At 72.0% G+C, this 624-nt stretch carries 1 protein-coding gene; it reads left to right on the top strand.

What is annotated here, in order from left to right:
- A partial coding sequence (locus tag QK291_RS19000) for a DUF222 domain-containing protein (protein WP_282384410.1) occupies positions 1 to 624 on the top strand: 624 nt, incomplete at both ends.

Below are 624 nucleotides of genomic sequence, written 5' to 3'. Positions count from 1 at the left end.
GCTGACGGCCCGGCGGTTGTTGCTGTCGATGACGGGTACCGGAACACCACGGAGTTCCTGCGGGCGCGGCTGCGGATCAGCGCCGCCGAGGCCCGCCGCCGGCTGTCCCTGGCCGAGAGCCTGTTGCCGCGGCAGGGATTCACCGGCGAACCTCTCCCGCCCGTGCACGGGGAACTCGGCTCCGCCGTCGCCGCCGGCGAGGTCGCGTCCCGGCCCGCGACCATCATCACCCTGGCGCTGGACCGGGTCCGGCACGTCTGCGACGCCGAGGCCGCGGCCCGGATGGAGCACGCTCTGACCCGCACCGCAGTGGAGAACGACCCGGACTTCCTGACCCGGGTCGCCCGGAGCTGGACCGACGCGCTGGACCAGGACGGCGCCGAACCCTCCGAGGAACTCCTGCGCCAACTCCAGGGCGCCTTCATCCGCAAACCCCGCCACGGACTCCAGCACCTGGAAATCTTCGCGACCGCCGAACAGTTCGAACACCTCCTCACCGTCATGAACACCGCCACCAACCCCCGCACCCGCGCCCCGGAAACCCCGGGAACCTCGGGAACCGCAGTGGAGACGCCGGGGACCGGCAACGACAGCGGGAACCCTGGCGGGAACCTTGGCGGGAAC

The organism is Arthrobacter sp. AL12 (assembly GCF_029960645.1).
In the GTDB taxonomy this organism is placed as follows: Bacteria; Actinomycetota; Actinomycetes; order Actinomycetales; family Micrococcaceae; genus Arthrobacter.
This window is presented reverse-complemented; position numbering and strand designations above follow the sequence as displayed.